The organism is Streptomyces sp. R302, from assembly GCF_012927245.1.
Lineage (GTDB): Bacteria > Actinomycetota > Actinomycetes > Streptomycetales > Streptomycetaceae > Streptomyces.
Genome location: NZ_JABBGE010000014.1, coordinates 57,097 through 81,927 on the forward strand (window position 1 = coordinate 57,097; position 24,831 = coordinate 81,927).

General features: G+C 74.2%; 22 protein-coding genes. 6 read left to right on the forward strand and 16 right to left on the reverse strand.

The features are described 5' to 3' along the window. Positions 1 to 80: 80 nt before the first annotated feature. The 5 genes from HHL19_RS33295 to HHL19_RS33315 all read right to left on the reverse strand — a co-directional run bounded on the left by HHL19_RS33295 (position 81) and on the right by HHL19_RS33315 (position 5,652). On the reverse strand, positions 81 to 2,627 hold the full coding sequence (locus HHL19_RS33295; protein WP_169094119.1) for a sensor histidine kinase KdpD: 2,547 nt from the start codon (positions 2,625 to 2,627) through the stop codon (positions 81 to 83). A gap of 142 nt (positions 2,628 to 2,769) precedes the next feature. Beyond that, positions 2,770 to 3,438 carry an ABC transporter ATP-binding protein gene (locus tag HHL19_RS33300; protein WP_240982038.1) on the reverse strand — a complete coding sequence of 223 codons (669 nt, stop codon included), beginning with the start codon at positions 3,436 to 3,438 and terminating at the stop codon, positions 2,770 to 2,772. A gap of 348 nt (positions 3,439 to 3,786) precedes the next feature. Next, positions 3,787 to 4,554, reverse strand: coding sequence for a DUF3710 domain-containing protein (locus tag HHL19_RS33305; RefSeq protein ID WP_169094121.1), 768 nt, complete (start codon positions 4,552 to 4,554; stop codon positions 3,787 to 3,789). A 1-nt stretch (position 4,555) separates the two neighbouring features. Beyond that, positions 4,556 to 5,068, reverse strand: a complete 513-nt coding sequence (gene dut / locus HHL19_RS33310) for a dUTP diphosphatase (protein ID WP_169094122.1) — start codon at positions 5,066 to 5,068, stop codon at positions 4,556 to 4,558. Further along, the gene (locus HHL19_RS33315; RefSeq protein ID WP_169094123.1) at positions 5,068 to 5,652 is read right to left on the reverse strand and encodes a PaaI family thioesterase; all 585 of its coding nucleotides are present in this window, start codon (positions 5,650 to 5,652) and stop codon (positions 5,068 to 5,070) included. Before HHL19_RS33315 ends, dut begins: the two co-directional genes overlap by 1 nt. Positions 5,653 to 5,719: 67 nt before the next feature. Between HHL19_RS33315 and HHL19_RS33320 the strand changes: the two genes are divergently transcribed. After that, complete coding sequence (locus tag HHL19_RS33320; RefSeq protein ID WP_169094124.1) at positions 5,720 to 6,226, forward strand: DUF3093 domain-containing protein; 507 nt, start codon at positions 5,720 to 5,722, stop codon at positions 6,224 to 6,226. Positions 6,227 to 6,314: 88 nt separating this feature from the next. Here HHL19_RS33320 and HHL19_RS33325 read toward each other — a convergent pair whose 3' ends face one another. The 4 genes from HHL19_RS33325 to HHL19_RS33340 form a co-directional block, all read right to left on the reverse strand. Continuing rightward, positions 6,315 to 7,379, reverse strand: coding sequence for a hypothetical protein (locus HHL19_RS33325; protein ID WP_169094125.1), 1,065 nt, complete (start codon positions 7,377 to 7,379; stop codon positions 6,315 to 6,317). 13 nt (positions 7,380 to 7,392) lie between these two features. Further along, positions 7,393 to 7,689, reverse strand: a complete 297-nt coding sequence (locus HHL19_RS33330) for a DUF4193 domain-containing protein (protein ID WP_003955561.1) — start codon at positions 7,687 to 7,689, stop codon at positions 7,393 to 7,395. Between the two features lie 396 nt (positions 7,690 to 8,085). Beyond that, positions 8,086 to 9,324: a HAMP domain-containing sensor histidine kinase gene (locus HHL19_RS33335; RefSeq protein ID WP_169094126.1), complete on the reverse strand. Its 1,239-nt coding sequence runs from the start codon at positions 9,322 to 9,324 to the stop codon at positions 8,086 to 8,088. A gap of 4 nt (positions 9,325 to 9,328) precedes the next feature. Further along, entirely contained in the window at positions 9,329 to 9,982 is a 654-nt protein-coding gene (locus HHL19_RS33340; protein WP_169094127.1) for a response regulator transcription factor, read from the reverse strand. 419 nt (positions 9,983 to 10,401) lie between these two features. Between HHL19_RS33340 and HHL19_RS33345 the strand changes: the two genes are divergently transcribed. Continuing rightward, entirely contained in the window at positions 10,402 to 10,584 is a 183-nt protein-coding gene (locus HHL19_RS33345; RefSeq protein ID WP_169094128.1) for a hypothetical protein, read from the forward strand. Between the two features lie 91 nt (positions 10,585 to 10,675). Here HHL19_RS33345 and HHL19_RS33350 read toward each other — a convergent pair whose 3' ends face one another. Next, positions 10,676 to 11,494, reverse strand: a complete 819-nt coding sequence (locus tag HHL19_RS33350) for an inositol monophosphatase family protein (protein WP_169094129.1) — start codon at positions 11,492 to 11,494, stop codon at positions 10,676 to 10,678. Between the two features lie 11 nt (positions 11,495 to 11,505). Then, the gene (locus tag HHL19_RS33355; RefSeq protein ID WP_169094130.1) at positions 11,506 to 12,633 is read right to left on the reverse strand and encodes a ferrochelatase; all 1,128 of its coding nucleotides are present in this window, start codon (positions 12,631 to 12,633) and stop codon (positions 11,506 to 11,508) included. A 170-nt stretch (positions 12,634 to 12,803) separates the two neighbouring features. On the opposite strand from HHL19_RS33355, the gene HHL19_RS33360 reads away from it, so the two are divergent. Both HHL19_RS33360 and HHL19_RS33365 read left to right on the forward strand, forming a co-directional pair. After that, positions 12,804 to 14,063 carry an MFS transporter gene (locus HHL19_RS33360; RefSeq protein ID WP_169094131.1) on the forward strand — a complete coding sequence of 420 codons (1,260 nt, stop codon included), beginning with the start codon at positions 12,804 to 12,806 and terminating at the stop codon, positions 14,061 to 14,063. Continuing rightward, entirely contained in the window at positions 14,005 to 15,342 is a 1,338-nt protein-coding gene (locus HHL19_RS33365) for a D-arabinono-1,4-lactone oxidase (protein ID WP_169094132.1), read from the forward strand. Before HHL19_RS33360 ends, HHL19_RS33365 begins: the two co-directional genes overlap by 59 nt. A gap of 7 nt (positions 15,343 to 15,349) precedes the next feature. Here the strand turns inward: HHL19_RS33365 and HHL19_RS33370 are convergent, their stop codons facing one another. Then, positions 15,350 to 16,348: a hypothetical protein gene (locus HHL19_RS33370; RefSeq protein WP_240982035.1), complete on the reverse strand. Its 999-nt coding sequence runs from the start codon at positions 16,346 to 16,348 to the stop codon at positions 15,350 to 15,352. A gap of 411 nt (positions 16,349 to 16,759) precedes the next feature. Between HHL19_RS33370 and sepH the strand changes: the two genes are divergently transcribed. Beyond that, positions 16,760 to 17,809: a septation protein SepH gene (gene sepH, locus HHL19_RS33375; protein ID WP_169094133.1), complete on the forward strand. Its 1,050-nt coding sequence runs from the start codon at positions 16,760 to 16,762 to the stop codon at positions 17,807 to 17,809. A 72-nt stretch (positions 17,810 to 17,881) separates the two neighbouring features. On the opposite strand, the gene HHL19_RS33380 is transcribed toward sepH, so the two are convergent. Next, on the reverse strand, positions 17,882 to 18,709 hold the full coding sequence (locus tag HHL19_RS33380) for a sulfurtransferase (RefSeq protein ID WP_169094134.1): 828 nt from the start codon (positions 18,707 to 18,709) through the stop codon (positions 17,882 to 17,884). A gap of 160 nt (positions 18,710 to 18,869) precedes the next feature. On the opposite strand from HHL19_RS33380, the gene HHL19_RS33385 reads away from it, so the two are divergent. Further along, positions 18,870 to 19,643 (forward strand): VOC family protein, encoded by a 774-nt coding sequence (locus HHL19_RS33385; RefSeq protein WP_169094135.1) that lies wholly within the window; start codon positions 18,870 to 18,872, stop codon positions 19,641 to 19,643. 23 nt (positions 19,644 to 19,666) lie between these two features. Here the strand turns inward: HHL19_RS33385 and HHL19_RS33390 are convergent, their stop codons facing one another. The 3 genes from HHL19_RS33390 to HHL19_RS33400 form a co-directional block, all read right to left on the reverse strand. After that, positions 19,667 to 21,007 carry a polysialyltransferase family glycosyltransferase gene (locus HHL19_RS33390; protein ID WP_169094136.1) on the reverse strand — a complete coding sequence of 447 codons (1,341 nt, stop codon included), beginning with the start codon at positions 21,005 to 21,007 and terminating at the stop codon, positions 19,667 to 19,669. Beyond that, positions 21,004 to 21,975 carry a glycosyltransferase family 2 protein gene (locus tag HHL19_RS33395; protein ID WP_169094137.1) on the reverse strand — a complete coding sequence of 324 codons (972 nt, stop codon included), beginning with the start codon at positions 21,973 to 21,975 and terminating at the stop codon, positions 21,004 to 21,006. Before HHL19_RS33395 ends, HHL19_RS33390 begins: the two co-directional genes overlap by 4 nt. A gap of 111 nt (positions 21,976 to 22,086) precedes the next feature. Further along, positions 22,087 to 24,798: a YfhO family protein gene (locus HHL19_RS33400; protein ID WP_240982041.1), complete on the reverse strand. Its 2,712-nt coding sequence runs from the start codon at positions 24,796 to 24,798 to the stop codon at positions 22,087 to 22,089. Between the last annotated feature and the right edge of the window lie 33 nt (positions 24,799 to 24,831).

Consider the following 24,831-nt stretch of genomic DNA (forward strand, 5'->3'; position numbering starts at 1 on the left):
GGGGGCCTTCCTTCTCTCTGTGCTGTACGAGGGCGGGTGCGGGCCGCTGGGACCGCTGGTACGGGAACGGGGGCGCGGGGTCAGGTCACCGCGTGGGCCGGCAGGTCGGCCGGGGGCGCCGGGGGCCCGCCCCCGGCGGCCCGCAGGGTGAGCACCATGGTGAGGCCGCCGCCCGGGGTGTCCTCGGCGCCGAGGGTGCCGCCCATGGCCTCCACGAAGCCGCGGGCGACGGCGAGCCCGAGGCCGACGCCGGAGCCGCGCGGGGCGTCGCCGAAGCGCTGGAAGGGCTCGAAGATGCCGTCCTTGGACTCGTCGGGGACGCCGGGGCCGCGGTCGACGACCCGGAGTTCGACCCGGTCGCCGAGGGTGCTGGCGGTGACGGCGACGGGGACGCCCTCGGGGCTGTACTTGACGGCGTTCTCGACGATGTTGGCGACGGCCCGTTCCAGCAGACCCTTGTCGACCTCGACCATCGGCAGGGTCTCGGGGACGTCGGCCTCGGCACTGCCGTCCGGGACGCCGCCCAGGGCCATGGGGACGACCTCGTCGAGGTCGACGGCGCGGATCAGCGGGGTGACCGTGCCGGTCTGGAGGCGGGACATGTCGAGGAGGTTGCCGACGAGGTGGTCGAGGCGGTCGGCGCCGGCCTCGATGCCCTCCAGGAGCTCGGCCCGGTCCTCCTCGGACCACTCGATGTCGTCGGAGCGCAGCGAGGTGACGGAGGCCTTGATGCCGGCGAGCGGGGTGCGCAGGTCGTGGCTGACGGCGGCGAGCAGGGAGGTGCGGATCTTGTTGCCCTCGGCGAGCTTGCGGGCCTCCTCGGCCTCGCCGACGAGCCGCTGCCGGTCGAGGACGACGGCGGCCTGGGCGGCGAAGGCGCCGAGCACCCGGCGGTCCTCGGCGGGCAGCACCCGGCCGTCGAGGGCGAGGGCGAGGTGGTCGCCGACCGGCATGTCCACGTCGGCGTCCTCGGGCCGGAGGGCGGGGTGGGGACCGACGGCGGCGGCCTGGGTCCAGGGCTCGGCGCCGTCGGCCCGTTCGAGCAGGGCGACGGACTCCATGGAGAAGGTCTCGCGGACCCGTTCCAGGAGGGCGTCGAGGCTGGTCTCGCCGCGCAGCACGCTGCCCGCCAGATAGGAGAGCACCTCGGACTCGGCCCGCAGCCGGGCGGCCTGGTGGGTGCGCCGGGCCGCGAGGTCCACGACGGAGGCGACGGCCATCGCGACGCCGAAGAAGACGGCGATGGCGACGATGTTCAGCGGGTCGGCGATGGTGATCCGGTGGATCGGCGGGGTGAAGAACCAGTTCAGGAGGAGGGAGCCGACGGCCGCCGAGGCGAGCGCCGGCAGGAAGCCGCCGAGCAGGGCGGAGCCGACGGTCAGCGCCAGGAAGAGCAGCATGTCGTTGGCGAGGCCGAGGTCCGCGTCGATGTGGGTGAGGAGCAGGGCGAGCGCCACCGGCCCCACGACGCCGACGACCCAGCCGCCGAGGATCCGGGAGCGGCCGAGGCGGGCGCCGCGGGCGACCGGGAGGCCGCGGCCCTTGGCGACCTCGCCGTGGGTGACGATGTGGACGTCCAGGTCGGGCCCCGACTCGCGGGCGACGGTCTGGCCGACGCCGGGCCCGAGGACGTACTGCCAGGTGCGGCGACGGCTGGAGCCGAGGACGATCTGGGTGGCGTTGACTCCGCGGGCGAACTCCAGGAGGGCGGTCGGTATGTCGTCGCCGATGACGTGGTGGAAGGTGCCGCCGAGGTCCTCGACGAGGGTGCGCTGGACGGCCAGCTCCTTCGGCGAGGCGGCGGTGAGGCCGTCGCTGCGCGCTATGTAGACGGCGAGGACCTCGCCGCCCGCGCCCTTCTCGGCGAGCCGGGTGGCGCGCCGTATCAGGGTGCGGCCCTCGGGGCCGCCGGTGAGGCCGACGACGATCCGCTCGCGGGCCTGCCAGGTGGAGCGGATGTTGTGCTCGCCCCGGTACTGCCGGAGGTACTCGTCGACCCGGTCGGCGGTCCAGAGGAGGGCGAGCTCGCGCAGGGCGGTGAGGTTGCCGGGGCGGAAGTAGTTGGAGAGGGCGGCGTCGACCTTGTCGGGGGTGTACACGTTGCCGTGCGCCATGCGGCGGCGCAGCGCCTGCGGCGACATGTCGACCAGCTCGATCTGGTCGGCCCTGCGGACCACCTCGTCCGGGACCGTCTCCTGCTGCCGGACCCCGGTGATCGCCTCGACGACGTCGCCGAGCGACTCCAGGTGCTGGATGTTCACGGTCGAGACGACGTCGATGCCGGCGGCGAGCAGTTCGGCGACGTCCTGCCAGCGCTTGGAGTTCCGCGAGCCGGGGACGTTGGTGTGGGCGAGCTCGTCGACGAGGGCGACGGCGGGACGGCGGGCGAGGACGGCGTCGACGTCCATCTCGGTGAAGACGGCGCCGCGGTGTTCGAGCTCACGGCGGGGCAGCTGCTCCAGGCCGTGCAGCAGCACCTCGGTGCGCGGCCGGCCGTGGTGCTCGACGAAGCCGACGACGCAGTCGGTGCCGCGCTCCACCCTGCGGTGGGCCTCGGCGAGCATCGCGTAGGTCTTGCCGACGCCGGGCGCCGCACCGAGGTAGATCCGAAGCTTGCCACGTCCCATGGACCGACCATACGTCCGGCTGATCGGACATTCCGCACCCGGAGGAACACCCCGATGCGGTATTGACGTGATTCTGATGCCCCTCGGCTCGGACGCGGCACCCGGCCCGGCCCGCCGCGCCGGCGGCGCGCCGCCGGCGGGCTCAGGCCTCGGCCATCTCCCCGTCGCGGAGTTCGAGCACCCGGTCGGCGAGGCCGAGGAGCTGGTGGTCGTGGGTGGCGACGAGGGCGGTGCAGCCCTCGCTGCGGACCACGGCCCGCAGCAGCTGCATCACGGCGAGGCCCGTCTCGGCGTCGAGCTGGCCGGTCGGCTCGTCGGCGATGAGCAGGGCCGGCCTGTTGGCAAGGGCGCGGGCGATGGCGACCCGCTGCTGCTGGCCGCCGGAGAGCTCTCCGGGGCGCTGGTCGGCGTGGTCGGCGAGGCCCACGAGGGCGAGCAGCAGGGCGACCCGCTCCTCCCGCTCGGCGGGGTCCGCCTTCCGCAGCCGCAGCGGGACGCCGACATTCTCGGCGGCCGAGAGGATCGGCAGCAGGCCGAAGGACTGGAAGATGAAGCCGATCCGGTCCCGGCGCAGCTCCAGGAGGCCCTCCTCGCCGAGGGTGGAGAGGTCGGTGCCGTCGATGACGATCCGGCCGCCGTCGGCGCTGTCGAGCCCGCCGACGAGGTTGAGCAGGGTGGTCTTGCCGGAGCCGGAGCGGCCCTTGAGGGCGACCAGCTCACCGCGCGGGATCTCGAAGGAGACGCCCTTGAGGGCGTGGACGGCGGCCTCCCCCTCGCCGAACGTGCGGCGCAGTCCCTCGACCCGGATCATCGGCCCCCCGGCCGGGTCCTCGACGACGGCCGTCGCGGACCGCGTGCTGTTCTCGCTCAACTGCGTCCCCCTCCTCGAACACCTGCGCACCAGTATGGTCGGCCGCCCGCACCGCGGCCAGAGCCGGGAACCCCGACCCGACCCCGATGCCCGGACGCCGCACCCCGCACTCCGGACGCCGGAAGGACCCGGGGGGCCCGGGGGGGGAACGCGGGGACCCCCGCGGAAACGGCCGGTGGGCCGTCACCCGTACGTCGTGCGTACGGGTGACGGCCCACCGGACCTCATGTTCTGCCAGGAGTCCTGGGATTCCCGGGCTCCTGGGAGTCCCGCGGTCCCCGGGACGCGTCAGCGGATCTCGGAGATCTCCGGGCCGCGCTGCAGCTGGCCCATGCCGCCGGAGAAGCGGGACCCGGCCTGCTCCTCCTGCTGGACGCCGTCCGGCACCATCTGCGCGTCGTTCGGCAGCTTGAGGACGATCGGGTCGCGCGGGGCCATCGGGCCGTCACCGCGGGCGACGACGGTGTCCCGGACGATCTGCTCCAGGAGGCCGGCCGCCTCGGGCTGCACCGCGCCCTGGCCGGAGATGACGCCGCGCAGGAACCAGCGCGGGCCGTCGACGCCGACGAAGCGCACGATCTGCACACCGCGGTTGCCGTCGGGCAGCTGGACGGGGACCTGCGCGCGCAGCTCCCAGCCGAGCGGGCCCTCGACCTCGTCGATCGCACCGCCCTGCTGGACGATGCCGGTGGCGATCTCCTCGCGGACCTCGCCCCAGATGCCTTCCTTCTTGGGCGCGGCGAACGCCTGGAGCTGTACGGCGCTGTCGCGCAGCACGACCGTCGCGGCGACGATCGCGTCGCCCGCCACCTCCACGCGGAGTTCCATGCCCTCGACACCGGGGACGTAGAGCCCGCCGAGGTCGACGCGCCCCTCCTCGGGCTTGGCGACCTCGGAGATGTCCCAGGGGCCGTCGGGCCGGGGAGCCGGCGGAAGGTTCACCTTGCGCGGCTGGTCGGCCGCCTCCGCGGCGTCCTCGCCGGCCACGGCGTCGACGACCTGCTCGGCCTCGCCCGCCGTGTCGGCGGCACCGCTCTTCTTGCGACGTCCGAACACGTCACTGTCCTTCCCGGTCGGATACGACCGAAGCGTATCGATTCCCACCCGTTGTGCCGTCCACGGCGGCATGACCGCCGGTGGACCCGAAGCCCCCCTCGGCCCGCGCCGAGCCGGGAAGCTCCGCCACCTCGTGGAAGCGCACCTTCTCGACCTGCTGGACGACCAGTTGGGCAATCCGGTCGAAGCGCTCGAACCGCACACTCTCGCGCGGGTCGAGATTGACCACGATCACCTTGATCTCTCCACGGTACCCGGCATCGACCGTCCCTGGGGCATTCACGAGCGCGACTCCGCAGCGCGCGGCCAGTCCGGACCGCGGGTGGACGAAGGCGGCGTAGCCGTCCGGGAGGGCGAGGGAGACCCCGGTGGGCAGCACGGCGCGCTCCCCGGGGGCGAGGACGGCGGCCTCGGTGGTGACGAGGTCGGCGCCTGCGTCGCCGGGGTGGCCGTAGGCCGGGATCGGCACGTCCGGGTCCACCCGGCGGATCAGCACGTCGACGGGAGGGCGCATCAGGGGTTCACCTCGAAGGCGCGGGCGCGCCGGAGCTGGTCGGGATCGGCCATGGCGGCCCGGATCTCCTCCGGCCGGCCGTTGTCGATGAAGTGGTCGACCTTGACCTCGACGAACATGGCGTCGGCGCGGACGGCGACGGGCCCGTCGGGGCCGCCGATCCGGCCGGTGGCGGTCGAGTAGATCTTGCGGCCGTGGACGGCGGTGACCTCGGCCTGGAGGTGGAGGACGGTGCCGACCGGCACGGGCCGGCGGAAGTCGGTCTCCAGGCGACCGGTCACGGCGATGACGCGGAGCAGCCAGTTCAGGGAGCCGAGGGTCTCGTCGAGCGCGGTGGCGAGCACGCCGCCGTGGGCGAGGCCGGGGGCGCCCTGATGGTCGGCGGTCACGGTGAACTCGGCGGTGACGGTCACGCCCTCTCCCGCGCGCGCGTCCAGGTGGAGGCCGTGGGGCTGTCCGTCGCCGCACCCGAAGCAGTGGCCGTAGTGCGAGCCGAGCGGCTCGCCGGGGGCGGGCGCGTCCGGGTGGCGGGTCGGCGCCACGGCGTCGGCCGGCGGGGTGAGGGCGGCAGATGTTGCAGTCACAGGCCCAGACCTTACCCGCGAGACCCGCGAGGCCGGAGGCGGGTCGCGCCGTGCCAAGCTTGGACGCATGCAGCCTTCCGTGCCGTCTCCCGCCCCCTCCCCCGAGTCCTCCGCGTCCCCGGCGGCGCCGCGCTTCGACGAGCGGCTGACCGTGCCCGGCTCGTGGTGGGTGATCGTCGCACTGCTCGCGCTCTCCGGCGGTCTCGTCGCCTTCCCGCTGGGGACGGTGCCGACGCTGGGCGGGCTGATCGTGGCGGGCGTGGCGGCCGGTGTGGCGGTGTCCTCGTACGGCTCGGCCCGGATCCGGGTGGTGGCCGGTTCGCTGGTGGCGGGCGAGGCCCGGGTGCCGGTGTCGGCCCTCGGGGCGGTCGAGGTGCTCGACGAGGAGGAGGCGCGCGCCTGGCGCTCGCACAAGGCCGATCCGCGCGCCTTCATGCTGATGCGGAGCTATGTGCCGCGGGCGGTGCGGATCGAGATCACGGACCCGGCGGACCCGACGCCGTACCTGTACCTGTCGAGCCGCGATCCGGAGGGCCTGGCGGCCGCCGTGGACGCGGTACGCGGCGAGGCCTGAGCCCGGGACGGGGCCGAGCGGGGACGGGGGCGAGCGGGGAACGGGGTGCGCGGGCCGCTCGTGGCGGCCCCGAGGGGCCCTGAGGGGTCTAGAAGCCCAGTTCCTTGGGGTTGTCGGGCTGCTCCAGCGGGGGCAGCTCCACCAGCTTGTCCCAGGGCACCTGGCGGGCTCTGAGGTCCTTGCGGATGTGCCCGGCGAGCTTCCTGGTGTCGCGCCGGTTCATGACCGCGCCGACGGCGGCGCCCACCATGAACGGGGTGAGGTTCGGCAGGTTGCGGACCATGCGCTTCATGATCTGCTGGCGCAGTTCGCGCTTGAGCTGCCCGCCGAGGGCCGCGTTGATCGTCGTGGGCTTGGTGGGGTCGATGCCCCGCTCCTCCGCCCAGGAGGTCAGATAGGCGGCCGAGCGCTGGGGCAGGGTGCCGGGCGGCCTCAGGCCGTAGACCTCGTGGAGCTCGGCGATGAGCTTGAGCTCGATGGCGGCGACGCCGGTGATCTCCGCGGCCAGCTCGGCCGGCATGGCCGGCGGTACGGGGAGCATGGCGGCGGCGCCGATGCCGGCACCGACGGTCGAGCTCGCGTTGGCCGCGCCGAAGACGAGCTTGTCGGCCAGTTCCTCGGGGCCGAGTCCGGGGAACTGCTTGCGCAGGGTCGCGAGGTCGCGGACGGGGACGCGCGGGGCCAGGTTGATCAGCCGGTCGGCGAGATAGCCGATGCCCGCCTTGGCTCCGTCGCCGCTCCGCTTCACTCCCTGTCGGACGCCCTCCACGCTCCGGCGGACGGCGTCGATGCGCGAGGCGTCGATCCTGATGCGGTCGAGCTGGGTGCGCGCCGGGTCGGCCAGCCGCCTGACGGCGCCGCGCGTTCCGCGCCGGCGGTCGTCACGGTCGTCCGTCACCTCGGGGTCCGCGGACCCTTCGGGGTCCCGCTCCGCGGGGAGCGGTGCCTGGTCCTGTCCGGGGGCAGCCGCAGCTTCGAGCGAGGCCGTGGGGCCTCGCTCGTCGTCCGCCACGCCGAGGGAGGGCAGAGGGGCGGCCCGCTCGCCGTCGGGAGCCTCCTGGGCGCCCTCCGTCGGGCCTGTGCCGCCCTTGTACGTCCGGGGCTTCAGGGGAAGCCTCAGACGCCGCTTCCGGGACGGTGTGTCGCCTGCCACGGCCGCGCCCTGCTCAGTCGCAGTCGCGGCAGATCGGCTGACCGTTCTTCTCGCGCGCGAGCTGGCTGCGGTGGTGCACCAGGAAGCAGCTCATGCAGGTGAACTCGTCGGCCTGCTTGGGCAGGACACGGACGGCCAGTTCCTCGTTCGAGAGATCGGCTCCCGGGAGCTCCAGGCCCTCTGCGGCCTCGAACTCGTCGACGTCGACGGTCGAGGTCGACTTGTCGTTCCGACGGGCCTTGAGCTCTTCAAGGCTGTCCGAGTCGACGTCGTCGTCGGTCTTGCGTGGGGTGTCGTAATCCGTTGCCATGTCGCTCTCCCCCTCTGGGTGGTTGCGGGTGTCTCAGCGCACGTAACGCGTGAGAGGTCGGACTTGTGCCCGACCTGAGGCGCAGATTTTGCCTCACATCAAGGTCTGTTACTCAATCGACACCCGTCCCGGGCACTTCACGAGTGATCGGTACGAGTGGCGAAGCGGACCGTACACGGTCCTCGGCGCGTCCGCGTGGACCGCCACCCCGTGTACTTTCCGCCGCCCGACGCCCGGGAAACCCGGACTTTTCCGGGTTTTCCCCCGGAATTCACGGTCACGGAGCGCGGTCGATCGGGCACTCGCGCTTGTGATCGATCACACATGACCGTCTCAGAACGGGGCTCACCGAATTCCGCTCAAAGCGAACAGATCGGGCTTCGTCCCTGCAGTGTGTCAGATCGGCAGAGTGACACGCATCACCAGCCCGCCGCCCTCCCGGGGCTCCGCGCTGATGCGCCCGCCGTGCGCCCGGGCCACCGAGCGCGCGATCGACAGTCCGAGCCCGACGCCCTTGTCGCTGCCGGTCCGCTCCTGGCGGAGCCTGCGGAACGGCTCGAAGAGGTTGTCGATCTCGTACGCGGGGACCACCGGCCCCGTGTTGGACACCACGAGCACCGCCTGGCCGTGCTCGGCCTCGGTGGTGACCTCGACCCAGCCGTCCTGGGGAACGTTGTACCGCACGGCGTTCTGGAGCAGGTTCAGGGCGATCCGTTCGAGCAGGACGCCGTTGCCCTGGACGACCACGGGGGCCCGCTCGCCGCGGATCTCCACGCCCTTCGCCTCGGCCTCCGCGTACACCTGGTCGACGGCCCGCTCGGCGACCTCGGCGAGGTCGACGGGCTTGCGCTCCACGATCTGGTTGTCGCTCCGGGCCAGCAGCAGCAGGCCCTCGACCAGCTGCTCGCTGCGCTCGTTGGTGGCCAGCAGGGTCTTGCCGAGCTGCTGGAGCTCGACCGGCGCCCCGGGGTCGGAGAGGTGGACCTCCAGGAGCGTGCGGTTGATCGCCAGCGGGGTCCTCAGCTCGTGCGAGGCGTTGGCGACGAAGCGCCGCTGGGCGGTGAAGGCCCGCTCCAGGCGGTCCAGCATCTCGTCGAAGGTGTCCGCGAGCTCCTTCAGCTCGTCGTCCGGCCCGTCCAGCTCGATCCGCCGCGCCAGGTCGGAACCGGCCACCTGGCGGGCGGTGCGGGTGATCCTGCCGAGCGGCGAGAGCACCCGTCCGGCCATGGCGTAGCCGAAGGCGAAGGCGATCACGCTGAGCCCGAGGAGGGCGAAGAGCGACCGGCGCAGCAGGTCGTCCAGGGCCTTGTCCTGCTGGTACTTGAGGCAGGCGGAGACCGCCGCGTTCAGCTGCTCGCCGGTGCCCTGGACGGGCAGCTCGCACCAGGAGGTGGTGGGCTGCACCTTGCCGGTGACGACCTTGAAGGGCAGCTCGGTGAGGTTGTGGGTGACGGCCTGCGCCGTGAAGACGTAGATGATCGACAGCAGCAGGATGCCGGCGATCAGGAACATGCCGCCGTACAGCAGCGTGAGCCGTATCCGGATGGTCGGCCGGAGCAGCGGTCTCACCGGGTCCCTGGGGTCCCAGGTGGGCTTCGGTGGCGCCTGCGGGTGCGGCGCCGGGGTCGCGGCCATCGGGTCAGATCCGGTAGCCGGAGCCGGGGACCGTGACGATGACGGGCGGCTCGCCCAGCTTGCGGCGCAGGGTCATGACGGTGACGCGGACGACGTTGGTGAACGGGTCGGTGTTCTCGTCCCAGGCCTTCTCCAGGAGCTGCTCCGCGGAGACGACGGCGCCCTCGGAGCGCATCAGCACCTCCAGGACGGCGAACTCCTTGGGGGCCAGCTGGATCTCCCGGCCGTCCCGGAAGACCTCGCGGCGGTTGGGGTCGAGCTTGATGCCGGCGCGCTCCAGGACGGGCGGCAGCGGCACGGAGGTGCGGCGCCCGAGGGCCCGCACGCGCGCGGTGAGCTCGGTGAAGGCGAAGGGCTTGGGGAGGTAGTCGTCGGCGCCCAGCTCCAGGCCCTCGACCCGGTCGCTGACGTCGCCGGCGGCGGTGAGCATCAGGATGCGGGTGGGCATCCCCAGCTCGACGATCTTGCGGCAGACGTCGTCGCCGTGGACCAGGGGCAGGTCGCGGTCGAGGACGACGACGTCGTAGTCGTTGACCCCGACGCGCTCCAGGGCGGCGGCGCCGTCGTACACGACGTCGACGGCCATGGCCTCCCGGCGCAGTCCGGTGGCCACCGCATCGGCGAGCAGCTGCTCGTCCTCGACGACGAGTACGCGCACGTCGTTCTTCCTTCCCTCGCGCGCCCCCGGTCCGGGCGGACCGGAGGCGATTCTCGAACACTGACTGTGCGTGTCCATCCTGCCCCGGACGCGCGTAAACCGGCTGTAAGGCGGGGGTGCGGGGGCACGGAGGGGTGCGGATGACGGGACGGCGAACGGCGGGGAACGCGACGGGGACGCGGCGCGGGCGGGACGGTTGCGTGGCGGGGACTCGCCACGGAGCACGGAGAATTCACCATGGATCACGGGCAAGTTGAGGTTTCCCGCCGGACGGCGCTGGGGAGGAGCACTGCACACCCCGCGATCACGCCCTGTCTGTGGCACGCCCACGGCTCTTCTCGTCCCCCGGGGAGCGTCGCAGAGCGTGATCCATCCATCCTCGGCACACCCCGTGCCGCCGGACCCACGAGGAGGGGCGCATGGACGCGTTCACCGCAGGACTGCTGCACCGCATCAGGACCACGCAGTCGGACCTCACGCGGGCCCGCGAGACCGGCGACGAGTACCTCGCGGAGGTCGAGCAGGCCGAGCTGGACGACCTGCACCGACTGGCCGCGGAGCACGGCGTGGAGGTCGCGGCGGCCTACGCACAGAGCGCCTGAGCGCAGGCGCTCCCCCGGGAGCGCCGACGGCGATGCCCCGGAGCCTTCCCGGCTCCGGGGCATCGCCGTGCGTGGGCCTCGGCGGCCGGTGTCAGTCGTGCCAGGCGCCGAGCCGGTCGAGCAGCTCCTGGAGGGGCCCGAAGAGCCCCTCGGGGGCCGCCACGGCCAGTTCGCCGGACTCTGGCTCTCCCGGACGCCCGCCGGTGCGCGCGCCCGCCTCGCGGGCGATCAGGGCCCCCGCCGCGTGGTCCCAGGGGTTGAGCCCGCGCTCGTAGTACGCGTCGAGCCGGCCGGCCGCCACGTCGCAGAGGTCGATGGCGGCGGAGCCGCCGCGCCGGATGTCCCGGACCAGGGGCAGGACCTCCCGGACGACCTCGGCCTGGCGGGCGCGGCGCGACTGGACGTAGCCGAAGCCGGTGCCCAGCAGGGCCTGGTCGAAGGGGGGTGCGGTACGGACCGCGAGCCGGCGCTCGCCCAGGTACGCGCCGCCGCCCCGGACGGCCCGGTAGGTCTCGCCGCGCAGCGGGGCCTCGACGACGCCGACGACGGTCTCGCCCTGGTACTCGGCGGCGATGGAGACGGCCCAGGACGGCAGGCCGTAGAGGTAGTTCACGGTGCCGTCGAGGGGGTCGATGACCCAGCGGACGCCGCTGGTGCCGGGGGTGGCGGAGCCCTCCTCGCCGAGGAGGCCGTCCTGGGGGCGGTGCTCGGTGAGGAAGCCGGTGATCAGCTTCTCGGCGGCGATGTCCATCTCGGTGACGACGTCGATGGCGCTGGTCTTGGTGGCGGCGACGGCCAGGTCGTCGGGCCGGCCGTCGCGCAGCAGGGCGCCGGCCCGCCGGGCGGCCTCCAGGGCCAGGGCGAGCAGTTCGTCGAGCGGCGGGGGCGTGGGTGCGGATGCGGGGGTCACGGCGTGGCTCCTCAGGCGTAGGGGCTGTCGGCTCCGGCGGCCGCGGCGCGCTCGGCGCGGGCCGGGCAGCAGCCGATCGGGCAGAGGTCGTGGGAGGCGCCGAGGGCGCCGAGGGCGCACCGCTCCGCGCGCGTGCCGCGCTCGGCGGCGGCCCGCTCCAGGACCAGCTCGCGGACGGCGGCGGCGAAGCGGGGGTCGGCTCCGACGGTGGCCGAGCGGCGGACCGGGAGCCCCAGCTCGGCGGCCTTGGCCGTGGCCTCGGTGTCGAGGTCGTACAGGACCTCCATGTGGTCGGAGACGAAGCCGATCGGCACCATGACGACGGCCGGGGCGCCGCCGGCGTGCAGCTCCTCCAGGTGGTCGCAGATGTCCGGCTCCAGCCACGGGATGTGCGGGGCGCCGCTGCGGGACTGGTAGACGAGCTGCCAGGGGTGGTCGACGCCGGTCCGCTCGCGCACCGCGTCGACGACGACCCGGGCCACGTCGAGGTGCTGCTTCACGTAGGCGCCGCCGGGGCCGTGGTCGGGGAGGGGGCCGGAGGTGTCGGCGGCGGAGTCCGGGATGGAGTGGGTGGTGAAGGCGAGGTGGGCGCCCGCCCTGACCGCCTCGTCGAGCTCGCCGAGGGAGGCGAGGACGCCCTCCACCATGGGCTCCACGAAGCCGGGGTGGTTGAAGTAGTGGCGGAGCTTGTCGACCCGGGGCAGCGGCAGGCCCTCGGCCTCCAGGGTGGCGAGCGCGTCGGCGAGGTTCTCGCGGTACTGGCGGCAGCCGGAGTAGGAGGCGTACGCGCTGGTGGTGAGGACGGCAATGTGGCGGCGGCCGTCGTGGACCATCTCGCGGAGGGTGTCGGTGAGGTACGGGGCCCAGTTGCGGTTGCCCCAGTAGACCGGCAGCCGCAGGCCGGCCCCGTCGAAGTCGGTCCGCAGCGCGTCGAGCAGGGCGCGGTTCTGGCCGTTGATCGGGCTGACGCCGCCGAAGAGGAAGTAGTGCTGCCCCACCTCCTTGAGGCGCTCCTTGGGGATGCCGCGGCCGCGCGTCACGTTCTCCAGGAACGGGACGACGTCGTCCGGGCCCTCGGGGCCGCCGAAGGAGAGCAGCAGCAGGGCGTCGTACGGGGCGGGATCGTGCTGATCGGACATGGCACCGATCCTGCCACCCGGAACCGGCGGGCCGGGTGGCGGCCCGTCCGGAAACACGGGGATGACCCGACGGCTTCGAACACTTAGGCTTTAGCTGTCAATTACACGTGTTGACCCTGAGGAACCGTGGCGAGCGGACGGCGCGCCGCGTCGCAGAGCCGGAGAACCACTTGCCCAGTCCCTACCGCGCGATCTTCTCCGCGCCTGGTACCGCCTCGTTCTCCGTGGCCGGTTTCCTCGGCCGGATGCCGCTGTCCATGACGGGCATCGGCATCGTCACGATGATCTCCCAGGTCACCGGCCGGTACGGGCTCGCCGGCGCCCTCTCGGCGACGCTGGCGATGTCCGCCGCCGTGCTCGGCCCCCAGGTCTCCCGCCTGGTCGACCGGTACGGGCAGCGGCGGGTGCTCCGCCCCGTCACCCTGATCTCCGTGGCCGCCGGCGCCGGACTGCTGCTCTGCGTGCAGCAGCAGGCCCCGGACTGGACCCTCTTCGCCTTCACGGCCGTGATCGGCGTCGTGCCCAGCGTCGGCGCGATGACCCGGGCCCGTTGGGCGGGCATCTACCGGGGCGACGCGCGCAAGCTGCACACCGCGTACTCGTGGGAGTCGATCGTCGACGAGGTGTGCTTCATCTTCGGCCCGATCATCTCCATCGGCCTGTCGACCACCTGGTTCCCCGAGGCCGGCCCGCTGCTCGCCGGCGTCTTCCTGGCGATCGGCGTCTTCTGGCTGACCTCCCAGCGGGCCACCGAGCCCGAGCCGCACCCGCAGCCCGCCGTCAAGCGCGGTTCGGCGCTCCGCTCCCCCGGCCTCCAGGTCCTCGCGCTGGCCTTCGTGGCGACCGGCGCGATCTTCGGCGCGGTGGACGTGGTGACGGTGGCCTTCGCCGAGGAGCGGGGCCAGAAGGCCGCGGCCAGTCTGGTCCTGGCCGTCTACGCGCTGGGCTCCTGCCTGGCCGGCATGGTCTTCGGGCTGCTGCACCTCAAGGGCGAGCCGTCCCGCCGGTGGCTGCTGGGCGTCTGCGCGATGGCCGTGAGTATGATCCCCCTCCTACTGGCCGGGAACCTGCCGTTGCTGGCCGTGGCGCTCTTTGTCGCGGGCCTCTCCATCGCGCCGACGATGGTGACCACGATGGCCCTCGTCGAGAAGCACGTACCGCACACCCAGCTGACCGAGGGCATGACCTGGACGGGCACCGGCCTCGCGATCGGCGTGGCCCTCGGCTCGTCCGCGGCCGGCTGGGTGGTCGATGCCTCGGGGGCGGAGGCGGCGTACGTGGTGCCCGTCGTCGCGGGCGCGCTCGCGGTCGCGGTGGCGCTCCTCGGCCACCGCCGGCTGCGTACGCCGGCGCCGAGCCGGGAGGGGCGAGATGAGCACGAGGACAGCGGGACCGGGGAGCGCCAGGACGGCGGGCAGCCCGTGGCGTAACTGGGCGGGGAACGTCACCTCGCGTCCGGTGCGGGAGGTGAGCCCCGCCTCGGCCGAGGAGCTGGCCGCCGAGCTCCGCCGGGCCGCCCGGGACGGGCTGCGGGTGAAGACGGTCGGCGCCGGCCACTCCTTCACCCCGATCGCGGCCACCGACGGCGTGCTGATCCGCCCCGGTCTGCTCACCGGGATCCGGCGGATCGACCGGGCGGCGATGACGGTGACGGTGGAGTCCGGCACCCCGCTGAAGCGGCTGAACGTGGCCCTGGCCCGGGAGGGCCTGTCGCTCACGAACATGGGCGACATCATGGAGCAGACGGTCGCCGGGGCCACCTCGACCGGCACCCACGGCACCGGCCGGGACTCCGCCTCGATCGCCGCCCAGATCCGCGCCCTGGAGCTGGTGACGGCCGACGGGACGGTGCTGACCTGTTCGGCGAGCGAGCACCCCGAGGTGTTCGCGGCGGCCCGGATCGGCCTCGGCGCGCTCGGCGTGGTCAGCGCGATCACCTTCGCCGTGGAGCCGCTCTTCCTGCTGACCGCGCGGGAGGAGCCGATGCGCTTCGACCGGGTGATCGCGGAGTTCGACCAGCTGCACGCGGAGAACGAGCACTTCGAGTTCTACTGGTTCCCCCACACGGACAACTGCAACACCAAGCGCAACAACCGCAGCGCCGGTCCCGCCGCCCCGCTGCCGCGCCTCGGCGGCTGGTTCGAGGACGAGTTCCTCTCCAACGGCGTCTTCCGCGCGGCCTGCGCGCTCGGCCGGGCGGTGCCGCCGGTCATCCCCTCGATCGCCCGGGTCTCCAGCCGCGCCCTGTCCGCCCGTACGTACACCGACATCCCGTACAGGGTCTTCACCACACCGCGCCGGGTCCGCTTCCTGGAGATGGAGTACGCGCTGCCGCGGGAGGCCGCGACGACGGCGCTGCGCGAACTGAAGGCGATGGTGGAGCGCTCGCCGCTGAAGGTGAGCTTCCCGGTGGAGGTGCGCACCGCGCCCGCCGACGACATCGCGCTCTCCACGGCCTCCGGCCGGGAGACGGCCTACATCGCGGTGCACCTCTACAGGGGAACGCCCCACCGCGGGTACTTCACCGCGGTGGAGCGCATCATGACCGCGCACGGGGGCCGGCCGCACTGGGGCAAGGTCCACACCCGGGACGCGGCCGACCTGGCGGCGGCCTACCCGCGCTTCGCCGAGTTCACGGCCCTGCGCGACCGGCTCGACCCGGAGCGTCTCTTCGCCAACGACCACCTGCGGCGGATCCTGGGCGACTGACGGGGGCTCACCCTGCCGTGTCCCCCGAGGGGTCCGTGGGGGCGTCCCCGAGTGCCGGGCCGGTGCCGGGGTCCTCGGTGGGCGAGGTGGGCGAGGCGGGCGAGGTGGGCCCGGTCGGGGACACGGGCGCCGTCGGCCCGGTCGTCGGCCCGCTCGTCGGCCCGGTGGGCTCCTGGCTGGGGGTCGTACCGCCGTCGGCGGAGCCGGTCGGGTCCGGGGTCGGGGCCGTCGTGGCCCCGCCGCTCGGCGTCCCGGTCCCGGGGTCGGGGGTGGCGCCGGTGGACGGGGTGTCCGCGTCCGGCTCGGCGCCGGGGCTCGCGGAGCCGGTCGGCGCGGGCGCCTCCGTCTGCCGCTCCCGCTCGGGCTGTTCGGGGCCGTGCTGCCGGCCCGCGCCGTCGCCGCGGACCACGGAGCCGAAGGTGGTGGTGCCCCGGGTGCCGCTGAAGTCCTCGCCGGAGACCAGTTCGTAGGCGGTGATGCCGCCCATGGTGACGCCGAAGACGAGCGCGGCGGCAAGGACGGGGCGTTTCCAGCCACGCACCCGCGTTCCGTGGGTGGTGGCCGAGCCGAACTCCTCGTCGTACGGGAAGGGGGCCGCGGCCCCGGGGACCGTACCGGGCATCAGGGTGTGGCAGTCGTCGCCGGCCTCCGCCGGGGCGGGGAGCGGGACCTGACGCGCCTTCGGCCTGCCGGCGGCGGTCGCGTCGCGCATCTGCTCGCCGGTCCGCTTGAGGAGCTGCTGGAAGAGCGGTCCGCCGCAGGTGGCGATGACGCTGATCACACCGGCGCCGAGGATCGTCCCGTAGACCCCGAGGGTGGAGGCGAGTTTGGCGGCGATCACGGCGGCGAGGGCGCTGCCGGCGACCTGCGGCACGCTCAGGTCGGTCTTCCGCCGCGCCTCCTCCCCCGGCTCCTGGGGTTCGTTCCCGGGGGCCGGCGCCCGTATCTCCGGGTCGTCCGTGCCGGTCGGCTGCCTGTGACGCATCTCCACCCTCTGTTCGCCCATCTGTTCCACCGTGCACCCAGAAGGGACAGATAGGCGAAGCGAATAGTTCCGGTTCAGGGGGTTCTGTGAAGAGTGCCACGCGGGAGGAATGGAGACGGAGGCTCAACTCCCGCGCACCCCCAGAAGTTGGGCGGCGCGCCGGTCCACCCGAGTGGCCCGAATGGAGTACATTGGCGAACCCTGGGTCCGGACGCCTTCCGGGGCGCCCGGGAACGGAACCGCTACACAGTGTGACACTCAGTCACTCCGGGTAGTGAACAGGTAACCGTGCCATAACGGCGGCTCCGGGTCCACGCCCGACACGCCGGGCAACTCGGCAAGGTAGTGGCAGGCTGCACCCGGGCAGGCCACACTCGACTAGCGGAAGCAGCGACGCACGTGACGTCGGCAGGCACCACCCGGGAGGTCCCCATGCCCGAACTGCGTGTCGTGGCCGTCTCCAACGACGGCACACGACTGGTGCTCAAGGCTGCCGACAGCACGGAGTACACGCTTCCGATCGACGAGCGGCTGCGGGCCGCCGTGCGCAACGACCGCGCGCGCCTCGGCCAGATCGAGATCGAGGTCGAGAGCCACCTCCGCCCCCGGGACATCCAGGCGCGGATACGAGCCGGTGCCTCCGCCGAGGAGGTCGCCCAGCTCGCCGGCATCCCCGTCGACCGCGTCCGCCGTTTCGAGGGCCCCGTCCTCGCCGAGCGCGCCTTCATGGCCGAGCGCGCCCGGAAGACCCCGGTCCGCCGGCCCGGCGAGAACAGCGGACCCCAGCTCGGCGAGGCGGTGCAGGAGCGGCTGCTGCTGCGCGGCGCCGACAAGGACACCGTGCAGTGGGACTCCTGGCGGCGCGACGACGGCACCTGGGAGGTGCTGCTCGTCTACCGCGTCGCCGGCGAGGTGCACACCGCCAGCTGGACCTACGACCCGCCGCGCCGGCTCGTCCAGGCCGTGGACGACGAGGCGCGGGCGCTGATCGGCGAGACCGACGACACCCTCGCCACCGCGCCGGAGCCGAGCTTCCCCTTCGTGCCGCGCATCGCCCGGCTGCCCCGGGACCGGCCGCTCGACCGGACCCTGGACCGGCCGCTGGACCGCGCCCTCGACCGGCAGCTCGACCGGGCCCCGCTGACGGCCTCGGCGGAGCCGGAGGAGGAGCGGGACTCGCTCACCAGCCTCCTGGAGGCGGTGCCCAGCTTCCGCGGCGACCTGGTCGTGCCGGAGCAGCCCGACAGCGAGCCGTCCGACGAGGTCGAGGCGGAGGAGCCGCCCGCTCCCGCCGCCTCCGCCGGGGCGGGCGCGGCCTACGCCGACGTCCTCATGCCCCGCTCCGTCTCCGGCCACCGCGACCGGCTGCACGGCGCCACCGACCGGCAGGCGGAGGCCGACGGCGTCCGCCCGGGCCGCCGCGCGGCGGTCCCCAGCTGGGACGAGATCGTCTTCGGGACACGCCGGAAGAAGCAGGAGTAGCCCCGGTACGCCCCGGGCAGGGCCCGCGCCGACGGTTCGGCGCGGGCCGCTCTGTACGCCCGTACGCCTCCGCTACCGCGGGTCCGGGCCGGTGGCCACCGGGCGGGACGGGTCCGAGGACCACTCCGACCAGGAGCCGGCGTAGAGGGCCGCCGGGATGCCGGCCAGCTCCAGGGCCAGCACCTCGTGGGCACCGGAGACGCCCGAACCGCAGTAGACGCCGACCTCCGCCGCCTCCACCGCGCCGAGGCCCGCGAACCGCTCCCGCAGCATGTCGGCGGCGAGGAAGAGGCCGTCCCCGGCCACGTTCTCCGTGGTCGGCGCCGAGTGGGCGCCCGGGATGTGCCCGCCGACCCGGTCGATCGGCTCCACGTCGCCGCGGTAGCGCTCGGCGGCCCGGGCGTCCAGGAGCAGCCCGGAGCGGGCGAGGGCCGCCGCCTCGTCCGCGTCGAGCAGCCGCAGCCCGCCCGGCTTCGGCGTGAAGTCGCCGGGATCCGGCTCCGGCACCTCGGCCGACAGCTCCCCCGGCCAGGCCGCCAGGCCCCCGTCGAGCACCCGCACGTCCTGGTGGCCCGTCCAGCGCAGCAGCCACCAGGCGCGGGCGGCGCCCCAGCCGAGCCCGCCGTCGTAGACCACCACCGGGCGGTCGGCGCGGACGCCCGCCCGGCGCATCACCGCCCCGAAGGCCTCCGGGTCGGGCAGCGGATGCCGGCCGCCCTCCCCCGGCGGTCCCGCCAGTTCGGCGTCGAGGTCCACGTAGACCGCGCCGGGCAGGTGCCCGGCCTCGTACGCGGGGCGTCCCGGCGGGCCCCCGAGGGTCCAGCGCACGTCCAGGAGCACCGGCGGCCGGGCTCCCGCCGACTCGCTCGCGAGTTCGCTTGCGGAGATGATGGGCTTCATGGGGCCATCCTCGCGCAGCCATGCCCGCTGCGGGGGACGGACCCGGCGTCCTCCCGGAGGATCGCGCCAGGCAGGGTGCGACCGGGGCGCGCCGTGCGCGACCCGGTCGAGTCACCGGCGGCGGAGCACGGTCACGACCAGGTCCGAGGAGAGGGTGACGATGACCGAGGCCGCTCGACGCAGCCCGGGAACACCCTGCTGGGTGAGTCTGATGGTGCACGGGATCGAGGCGACGCAGGACTTCTACCGGGAACTCTTCGGCTGGGAGTTCGTCCCCGGTCCGCGGCAGCTCGGCCCGTACGTGCGCGCGCTCCTCGGCGGCCGCGAGGTCGCCGGCATCGGGCAGCTGCCCCCCGACCGCCATCTCAGCACCGCCTGGACGACCTATCTGGCCACCGACGACGCCGGGGAGACCGCCGAGTCCATCCGCTGCTGCGGAGGGACCGTGGCGGTGGGCCCGCTGGACGCCGGCGAGGCGGGCCGCCTCGTCATCTGCGCCGACCCGGCGGGCGCCGTCTTCGGCGTCTGGGAGGCGGAGGCCCACCATGGCACCGCGCTCGCCGGTCCGCCCGGCACACCGGTCTGGAACGAACTGCTCACCTACGAGACGGCCACGGTCGCCAAGTTCTACCGGGCGGTCTTCGGGTACGAGGTCGAGCCGGTCGTCTCGGCCGATTTCGACTACGCCACCCTGCACGTCGACGGGCGCCCGGTCGCCTCGCTGCACGGGGTGGGCGAGGAGCTGGCCCGGGACCGGGGCCCGCACTGGATGACGTACTTCGAGGTCGACGACACGGACGCGGCGGCCCGGCTCGTGGTGGAGCTGGGCGGCCACGTGCTGCGGCCGCCCCGGGACGGCACGGCCGGGCGGCTCGCCCTGGTGGCGGACCCGGAGGGCGCGGTGTTCACCCTCGTGAGGTCACGCTCCCGTTGACGGCACCGCCCCGGGTGGCCTCCTCAGCGGCGACCGCGCGCCAGACTCCGGCGGAGCAGCGAGGGCCCGGCCGGGGCGGGCTCGCCGCCCGGGAGGCCCAGCTGGGTGAGGCGTACGGTGCCGAAGTGGTGGGCGACCTCCGGATCGGCGTGGTGCGCCGCCAGGTACAGCTCGGTCTCGGCCCGCAGGCCGGGGTGGGCCTTGTGCCGCATGCAGTAGCCCACCGCGCGGACGAGCGGGGCGAGGGACTCGGGCGCGGGCCCCGGCACGGCGGGTGCCGCGCCGCCCTCCAGGGCGGGGACGAGGTGGTCGACCACGGTGAGCGGGATCCGGTTGCTGTTCTCGAAGGGGGTCAGCCGTTCGAGGAGTTCCTCGGTGCCGACCCGGGCGACGGGGACCCCGTAGTAGACGGCCGCGGTGAGCATCGCCGTGGAGAAGCAGCCGACGACGAGCCGCAGCTCGCAGCGCTCGTAGAAGGTCTCGGCGAGCAGCGGCACGTCGAGGACGGTGAGCCGGACGCCCGCCTCCTCGGCGGCCTCGCGCAGCACGGTCGAGTATCCGGCGGGCGCGGTGGGGTGCGGCTTGAAGACGATGCTGCGGTGGCCGAGGGCGGCGGCGCCGCGGACCATCCGCACGTGCAGTTCCTCCTCCTCCTCGACGGTGAGGAGGCCGAGGGCGGCGAGGTACTGGCCGAGGAGGAGCGCGGTGGGCGCGGCGGCGACCGCCTCGGCGACCGCCGGGTCGTCGCCCGCGTCGGCGGCGATCTCGGCGAGCACCGCGCGGAAGGCGGCGTCGGGGACCAGCGCGGAAGGGGTGCCGTACTCGGTGAGGAGCATCGGGGTGAGGCCGGGCACCAGGTCGAGGTGGAGCAGCCGGCGGATGCGGCAGGCCAGGGACTGGGCGACGTCCGTGCGGGTGGGGCCGTAGCTCATCAGCCCGTCGGCGTACACCTCGACGGAGCTCTCCGGGAAGCAGGCGCCGAGCGCCTTGGCCGGGTTGACCTGGATGGATTCGACGATCAGCTCGACGCGGGCGCTGCCGAGGTCCCAGGCGGTGCGCAGCACCCGCTGCCAGAGCGGGGCCTCCTCGGGGCGGGGGGCCCAGGCGGCCGGGTGGTAGGGGTGGATCGTCTCGTTCCAGTCGAGGACGCCGTCGAAGCGGGCGGCGATCCGCGCGTAGCCGGTCATGGACTCCAGACGGAGCGCGGTCTCCGGGATCTCGGCGTTGTGCGAGAGCAGCAGGAGGCGGCGGGCGTCGCCGGGGGCGCCGTAGAGTCCGGCGTCGATCGCGGCGGCGACGGTCGCGGCGCCGTAGAGGGTGGAGACCTGGAAGATCTGGACCGGGCGGGGGGTGTCGGTGGTCACGGTCGGACGGTCCTTCCGGTCTCGCGCAGGCTCCGCAGGAGGGTGGCGCGGGGGGTGTCCATGGTGGCGAGGGTCTCTTCGAGGACGTCCTGCGGCATGCGGTGCAGGGCGTCGGCGACGTCGGCGCGCAGCCGCTGGGCGACCTCGGGCTCGTACTTCCCGGCCTTGTTCACGTGGAAGGCGATCATGGCGCAGTAGGTGCGGACGGCCTTGGGCAGGAAGCGGTCGGCGTCCCGGTCCCGGGAGACCTCCTCCAGGAGCAGGTCGTAGGAGGGGATGAAGTCGAGCTGGCGGTTGTCGCTGATCTGGGTCAGCGAGGTGGTGACGCCGCGGCGGTAGAAGACGCCGTGCAGGGAGAGGGCGGCGTAGGTGCGGGCCTTGAGGTGGAGGCGCCAGACCCAGAGCCGGTCCTCGGCGGTGCGCAGCTTGGTCTCGAAGCGGGACTCGCCGTTCTCGAAGAGGGTGCGGCCGTAGACGCCGAAGGGGACGAAGGGGTAGTCCACCATCGTGATCATGCTGGCCGGGGCGATGCCGTCCCGGGGGTCCATGACGGCGTCGCGGACCTTGGCGGGGGCGTACTTGATGTTCCGCTTGCGGCCCTCGGCGAGGACGTGGTCGGTGCGGGCGAAGTCGCAGCCGAGTCGCTCTGTGCCGTCGACGGCGGCCCGGAGGTGGCCGGGGGCGTACCAGTCGTCGCCGTCGAGGAAGGTGAGGTAGTCGCCGGTGGCGGCGTCGATGCCGGTGTTCCGGGCCTGGGCGACGCCGAGGTTGGTCTCGTGGCGGATGACCCGGGCGTTCGGGATGCGGTCCTTCCAGCGGTCGAGGACGTCCGGGGTCTCGTCGGTGGAGCAGTCGTCGATCAGCAGGAACTCGAAGTCCGGGTCCGCGTTCTGGGCGAGGCTGCGCACGGTGTCGGGGGCGTACGGCCCGACGTTGTGGAAAGGGACGACGACGGAGAGTTTGGGCACGCGGAGAATCCCCACACTGGATCGGAGACGGACTGGGTCGAGGACGGACTGGGTCGAGGACGGATGGGATCCGGGACGGACGAGATCTGGATCCGGGGTGTCGTCCGGCTGTCAGGCGCCGGTACGGCGGGCAGCGTAATCGGCGTCCTGAGCACGCGAACGAGCCTCGTGTGGACGCCCGGTGAACTCTTGTCGTCCCTCGTGCGAACCGCCCCCGGGCCGCCGGGCACGCCGCCGGGCGAGGAGCGCGGTGCCGGCGAGCGCGAGGAGCGCGGCGGCGCCGACGGCGGCGCCGAGCCGGACGCCCGGGGGCCGGAAGGAGCAGCTCACCCGGGTCGCGCGGCCGTCGAGGGGGACGGCGAGCAGGCCCCGGTGGGAGCGGGCGGAGACGGGCTCGGCGTCCCCGGCGGCGCACCGCCAGCCGGTGGCACGCGGCACGGCGACGACGGCGAGGCCGGTGCTGCCGGGGGGCAGTTCGGCGGTGAGGGCGTGGCCGGTCGTGGTGACGCGGGTGGCGCCGGTGGCGGTGAGCCGGGTGACGGCGGCGGCGAGCCGGGCGCGGTCGAGGCAGCCGACGGACTGGCGCGGCAGGGCCGGCTTCCGTTCGGGGACGAGCCGGATGCGGACCTCGCCGCCGGCCGGGACGGTGCCGAGGGGGCGCATGGGGGCTCGGGTGGTGGGCGGGCGGCCGTCGTAGGCGGCGGGGGCCGCGCCGGCGAGGGCGGCGGTGCCGTGGTACTCGGGCGCCCAGAACCAGACCTCGGCGCCGGCCGGGCAGCGGGCGGTGAGGGTGGTGCCGGTGCGGCGCACGGCGGGCAGCGCGTAGACGGAGGAGCCGAGGAGCAGTTCCTGGTTGCGGAAGGCGGAGTCGGCGGGGTCGACGGCGGCCGGCCGGCCCGGGTGGACGGTGACGAGCGGCGGTACGGGGGTGGTCGTGGCGGTCGCGGTGCCGCGGGGTGCCGCGTCCTGGCGTACCGGCCCGGCGGCCTCGGAGCGGATCCGGGTGCCGATGGAGAAGATCGCGTCGGTCACGGGGTTGTCGAGGGTCTCGGGGTGCCGGCCCTTGGCGTAGTGGCCGAAGCCGAGGGAGTCGAGGGTGCGGGAGGTGTTCTCGGTGGTGAGGCTGGAGTAGGCGTCGGCGCCCTGGCCGCCGAGGAGGAGGGGTTCGTTGCCGCCGGGCAGCGGGCCGGGGTCGGTGCGGTACGCGGGCCAGGCGTCGGCGCGGGCCACCTCGGCGCCCACCGCCCGCTGCCAGCCGCCGATCCGGGGCGCCCAGGACACGTCGGCGCGCTGCTGCCGCTCGACGCGCGCCCCGCTGACGGCCGCCTCGCCCGCCTGCGCGGCCAGCAGGAGAGCGGCGGCGACGACGGCGAGCGCGGGCGGCCGCGGGCGGCCGCGGAGAAGGAGGAGGAGCAGCGCGGCGACGACGGCGAGCAGCAGGGCGGCGCCCGCGACGGGGTAGGTCCAGGCGTCGATGTCGGTGCTGGTGCGGGCGGCGAGGGCGAGCGCCCCGAGGAGGGCGGCGGCACCGACCAGGGGGGCGGGGCGGGGCACGCCGGGGGCGCCGGAGAGCCAGGCGGCGATCAGGAGCAGGCCGCACAGGACGAAGGTCTGGCGGTACGGGTTGCCGTTGGGCGAGGCGCCGGCGTGCCAGAGGAGGTGGGTGGGCCCCCACTGGAGGGAGAGCGTGACCAGCACGACCGCCGCCGTCCAGCCGTACCGCACGCGCGGGGCGACGGCCCGGTTGAAGGGCAGCGTGAGGGCGAGGAGGAGCGCGGGCGTGCCGACGAAGAGCGCCGGCGTCTCCACGTGGACGGTGGCGGGCAGGAAGCGCCCGAACAGCTCGGTCCAGGAGGCGGGCGCGAAGACCGTCTCGGGCGTCGGGTCGGCGTACCCGGTGCCCCTGAAGACGACCAGGACGACCGGCGCGGCGAGCCCGACACCGAGACCGACGGTCCACACGGCCCGCAGGAGCGCGGCGAGGCGCGGCGGGACGGGGGAGGTTCCGGCGGCTCCGGCGGCTCCGGCAGCTCCGGCAGTGTCGGCCGGGTCGGTGGTTCCGGTCGATCCGGCGGTTCCGGCGGCTCCGGCCGTGTCGGCCGCTCCGTCGGTTCCTGCCGCCCCCGCGGTTCCTGCCGTTCCGGCCGCTGCGGTCGTTTCGGCGGTAAGGAGCCGGACGGCGAGGAAGAGCGCCGCGCCGAGGGTGGCCATGTAGGCGGTGTAGAAGTTGGCGATCCAGGCGACGGCGACGACCAGCGGTCCGAGCACCGGCCGACGGCCGGTCCTGGCCCACTCCGCCACCAGGCAGAGCAGCGGGAAGGCGATGAGCCCGTCCAGCCACATGGGCACGGAGGCGCCGTGGTTGAAGGTCCAGCCGGAGAGCGCGTACGCGGCGCCGAGGAGGGCGGCGAGCGGCCAGGGGCCCGCGGACCCGCCTCCGGGCCCTCCCGCCGGGCGGAGCCGGATCAGCAGCGCGGCCATCGCCGCCCCCGCCGCGGTGATCTTGAGCGCGGTGATGACGTACAGCGCGAGCTCCGGCCGGTCAGCCGGGAAGAGGACGACGAGGAGGGAGAAGGGGCTGCTCAGATAGGTGCCGATGTCGCCGAGGAAGCCCGCGCCGAAACCGGAGTTCCAGTTGAGGAAGGCGTCGCCGTGGGTGTCGCCGAGCAGGAAGGCGCGCCAGTAGGCGTGATACGGCAGGTACTGCTGGCCCAGGTCGACGACGTTCCGGGTGTACGGCCCGAGCGGGTGGCTGCGGGCGAGCGCGGTGGCCAGGACGAAGACCAGGGCCGTGAGCAGTCCGGCGCAGGCGGGGGCGAGCAGCAGCGGGTTCCGGGCCGCGCGCGGTCCCCGTAC

Excerpts from the sequence above, each read along its gene's own strand:
- HHL19_RS33295 (WP_169094119.1), bottom strand. The coding sequence starts at position 2,627 with ATGGGACGTGGCAAGCTTCGGATCTACCTCGGTGCGGCGCCCGGCGTC.
- HHL19_RS33300 (WP_240982038.1), bottom strand. The coding sequence starts at position 3,438 with ATGATCCGGGTCGAGGGACTGCGCCGCACGTTCGGCGAGGGGGAGGCC.
- dut (WP_169094122.1), bottom strand. The coding sequence starts at position 5,068 with ATGCGCCCTCCCGTCGACGTGCTGATCCGCCGGGTGGACCCGGACGTG.
- HHL19_RS33320 (WP_169094124.1), top strand. The coding sequence starts at position 5,720 with ATGCAGCCTTCCGTGCCGTCTCCCGCCCCCTCCCCCGAGTCCTCCGCG.
- HHL19_RS33330 (WP_003955561.1), bottom strand. The coding sequence starts at position 7,689 with ATGGCAACGGATTACGACACCCCACGCAAGACCGACGACGACGTCGAC.
- HHL19_RS33335 (WP_169094126.1), bottom strand. The coding sequence starts at position 9,324 with ATGGCCGCGACCCCGGCGCCGCACCCGCAGGCGCCACCGAAGCCCACC.
- HHL19_RS33345 (WP_169094128.1), top strand. The coding sequence starts at position 10,402 with ATGGACGCGTTCACCGCAGGACTGCTGCACCGCATCAGGACCACGCAG.
- HHL19_RS33355 (WP_169094130.1), bottom strand. The coding sequence starts at position 12,633 with ATGTCCGATCAGCACGATCCCGCCCCGTACGACGCCCTGCTGCTGCTC.
- HHL19_RS33365 (WP_169094132.1), top strand. The coding sequence starts at position 14,005 with ATGAGCACGAGGACAGCGGGACCGGGGAGCGCCAGGACGGCGGGCAGC.
- HHL19_RS33370 (WP_240982035.1), bottom strand. The coding sequence starts at position 16,348 with ATGGGCGAACAGAGGGTGGAGATGCGTCACAGGCAGCCGACCGGCACG.
- sepH (WP_169094133.1), top strand. The coding sequence starts at position 16,760 with ATGCCCGAACTGCGTGTCGTGGCCGTCTCCAACGACGGCACACGACTG.
- HHL19_RS33380 (WP_169094134.1), bottom strand. The coding sequence starts at position 18,709 with ATGAAGCCCATCATCTCCGCAAGCGAACTCGCGAGCGAGTCGGCGGGA.
- HHL19_RS33385 (WP_169094135.1), top strand. The coding sequence starts at position 18,870 with ATGACCGAGGCCGCTCGACGCAGCCCGGGAACACCCTGCTGGGTGAGT.